Source organism: Luteitalea sp. (genome assembly GCF_044337415.1).
In the GTDB taxonomy this organism is placed as follows: domain Bacteria; phylum Acidobacteriota; class Vicinamibacteria; order Vicinamibacterales; family Vicinamibacteraceae; genus Luteitalea.
This window is the reverse complement of sequence record NZ_JBIINP010000355.1, coordinates 1-3,108: the sequence shown is the minus strand read 5'-3', so window position 1 is coordinate 3,108 and position 3,108 is coordinate 1. Positions and strand designations below refer to the sequence as shown.

Annotated in this window: 2 protein-coding genes and 1 pseudogene; all 3 read left to right on the top strand. The window is 68.1% G+C overall.

The window, feature by feature from the left end; translation table 11 throughout:
- Positions 1–254: 254 nt before the first annotated feature.
- Positions 255–1,652 (top strand): class II fumarate hydratase, encoded by a 1,398-nt coding sequence (fumC, locus tag ACIRDX_RS22215; RefSeq protein WP_396627602.1) that lies wholly within the window; start codon positions 255–257, stop codon positions 1,650–1,652.
- A gap of 106 nt (positions 1,653–1,758) precedes the next feature.
- Positions 1,759–2,709, top strand: a complete 951-nt coding sequence (locus tag ACIRDX_RS22210; RefSeq protein ID WP_396627601.1) for a hydroxypyruvate isomerase family protein — start codon at positions 1,759–1,761, stop codon at positions 2,707–2,709.
- A gap of 27 nt (positions 2,710–2,736) precedes the next feature.
- Positions 2,737–3,108 (top strand): annotated as a pseudogene (locus tag ACIRDX_RS22205) (DUF418 domain-containing protein); the annotation flags it as partial.

Genomic DNA, 3,108 nt, shown 5'->3' with positions numbered 1-3,108 from the left:
CCCGCGCGCGCGGGAGGTCGTCGCCGCGCTGCTCGACACGCGGGCGGAGCGGCTCGGCACTCCGCGTGCGGAGCTGGTCTCGGGCGACAGCCCTCCCGTGTGACGCGCCAGCATGGGCCAGGGGAGTCCGCGCCTCGCCGCTACCCGCTACCCGCTACCCCGTACCCGGTACCCGGTACCCGGCATATGCTTGAGTGATCGATGATGCGGCCCGGATCGTCCGGCGCCGCCTGCCAGACTTTCAGCGAACGACCATGACCAAGACCCGCACCGAAAAGGACTCGATGGGCCCCATCGAGGTGCCCGCCGACGTGTACTGGGCCGCGCAGACGCAGCGGTCGATCCAGAACTTCCCGATTGGCGTGGATCGCTTCAAGTGGCAGCGGCCCGTCATCCGCGCCCTCGGCATCCTCAAGAAGGCGGCGGCGCAGGCCAACGCCGAGCTGGGCGAGCTGCCGCAGGCCGTGGCCGACCCCATCGTGCGTGCTGCCGACGAGGTGATCGCCGGCGACCTCGACAGCCAGTTCCCGCTCGTCGTGTTCCAGACCGGGTCGGGCACGCAGTCGAACATGAACGCCAACGAGGTCATCGCCAATCGTGCGGTGGCCCTGACCGGCGGCACGGTCGGCGTCGATCGCACCGTCCACCCGAACGACCACGTCAACCGCGGACAGTCGTCCAACGACACGTTCCCGACGGCGATGCACATCGCGGTGGTCGAGCAACTCCAGCACCGGCTCTTCCCCTCGGTCGGCAAGCTGCGCGCGACGCTCGCGGCCAAGTCGGCGGCCTTCGAGGATCTCGTCAAGACGGGACGCACGCACCTGCAGGACGCCACGCCCATCACGCTCGGGCAGGAGATTGGCGCGTGGGTGGCGCAGATCGACTTCGGGCTCAAGGCGGTGGAGCAGTCGCTCGACGGCCTGTACGACCTGGCGATCGGCGGCACCGCGGTGGGCACCGGCCTCAACGCGCACCCGAAGTTCGGGGACCGGACGGCGCACTACATCTCGGAGGCGACCGGGTATCCCTTCAGGTCGGCCGCCAACAAGTTCTTCGCGCTGTCGGCGCACGACGCCCTGGTCGAGACCTCGGCCGCGCTCCGCACCCTGTCGGGCGGGCTGATGAAGATGGCCAACGACGTGCGCTGGCTCGCCAGCGGCCCGCGCTGCGGCATCGGCGAGCTGTTCATCCCCGAGAACGAGCCGGGGTCGTCGATCATGCCGGGCAAGGTGAACCCCACCCAGTCCGAGGCCATGACGATGGTGTGCGTCCAGGTGTTCGGCAACGACGCGGCGGTGGCCTTCGCCGGCACGCAGGGCAACTTCCAGTTGAACGTGTTCAAGCCGGTGATGGTGCACAACGTGCTCGAGAGCATCGGCCTGATCGCCGACGCCTGCCTGGCCTTCGAGGAGGGCTGCGCGAAGGGCATCGAGCCCAACCGCGAGAAGATTGCCGAGAACCTCGGGAAGAACCTGATGCTGGTGACGGCCCTCAACCGCCACATCGGCTACGACAAGGCCGCGGCCATCGCCAAGACGGCCCAGAAGAAGGGCCTCACGCTCCGCGAGTCGGCACTCGCCTCCGGCGACGTGACCGCCGAGCAGTACGAGCAGTGGATCGTGCCCGTGGAGATGACCCGGCCCAGCTAGGGCTGGCGTACAATCCGCCGCACAGCGTGAATGAACAGGATCCCGGGTGCCGGGTACGGGGTACCGGGTACCCGCCTCGGGTCCTTCTCTACGAAAGCGATATCCGATGGATCGACGAGCGTTCCTGCAGAAGACGACCGCCCTCACGGCTGCCCTCGGGCTGCCGCTCCAGGCCGGAGCTCAACCCGCGCCGGCCGCGCCGGCGGTCCGGACGTTCGGCCCCGTGACGCCTGCGCGCAAGTTCAAGCTGAAGTACGCCCCGCACTTCGGCATGTTCGAGAACTCGGCGGGCAAGGACCTGTTCGACCAGCTGAAGTTCATGGCCGACCAGGGCTTCACCGCGCTCGAGGACAACGGGATGATGGGCCGCACGCCTGAGCTGCAGGCGCAGCTGGGCGAGGCCATGACGAAGCTCGGCATCCAGATGGGCGTGTTCGTCATCCAGACGGGCGGCAACAACAGCGACCGGTTCACCACGGGCAAGCCCGAGAACCGCGACCTGTTCATCAAGGCGTGCGAGTCGGCCGTCGAGGTCGCCAGGCGCTGCAACGCGAAGTGGATGACGGTGGTGCCGGGCGCCTTCGAGCGTCGGCTGCCGATCGGCGTGCAGCACGGCCACGTGATCGACACGCTGCGCTACGGCGCCGACGTGCTCGCGAAGCACAACCTCGTGATGGTGCTCGAGCCGCTCAGCGACAACCCCGACCAGTTCCTGCGCACGTCGGACCAGACGTACATGATCTGCCGCGCCGTGAACTCGCCGGCCTGCAAGATCCTGTTCGACATCTACCACATGCAGAAGAACGAGGGGCACATCATCCCCCACATCGACTGGGCGTGGTCCGAGATCGGGTACTTCCAGATCGGTGACAACCCGGGCCGCAAGGAACCGACCACGGGCGAGATCAACTACAAGAACGTCTTCAAGCACATCCACGCCAAGGCCGCCGCCGACAAGCGCGACTTCATCATGGGCATGGAGCACGGCAACGCGTTCCCGGGCAAGGACGGCGAGCAGAAGCTGATCGACGCGTACGTGTCCTCTGACGCGTTCTGATCGGCCAGCCCGAGCGTTGAGGCAGGTATGGCCCACGCCGTACCTGCCGGCCCTGGCGCGCCGCCCCACGACCATGCCGCCTCACCCGCGCGGACGCGCGTCGACGTGCTCGACGCGCTCCGCGGGACGGCCATCCTCGGCATCCTCCTGTACAACGTCGCCGACTTCACCGGCTACGAGTTCATCACCGACGCACAGCGCGCCAGCCTGCCGGCCTCGGGCGTGGACGGCCCTGTCGGGTTCGCCAGGGAATGGCTGGTGCAGGGCAAGTTCTACTCGCTCTTCTCCCTGCTGTTCGGCATCGGCCTGGGCCTGCAACTGGGCCAGGCGCCTTCCCTCGACACCCGACGGCGGATCAGGCGTCGCCTGCTGATCCTGCTGGCCATCGGCCTGGCGCAC

What these genes read in the sequence shown, in the direction of transcription:
- ACIRDX_RS22210 (WP_396627601.1), top strand. Translation starts at nt 1,759, where the DNA reads ATGGATCGACGAGCGTTCCTGCAGAAGACGACCGCCCTCACGGCTGCC.
- fumC (WP_396627602.1), top strand. Translation starts at nt 255, where the DNA reads ATGACCAAGACCCGCACCGAAAAGGACTCGATGGGCCCCATCGAGGTG.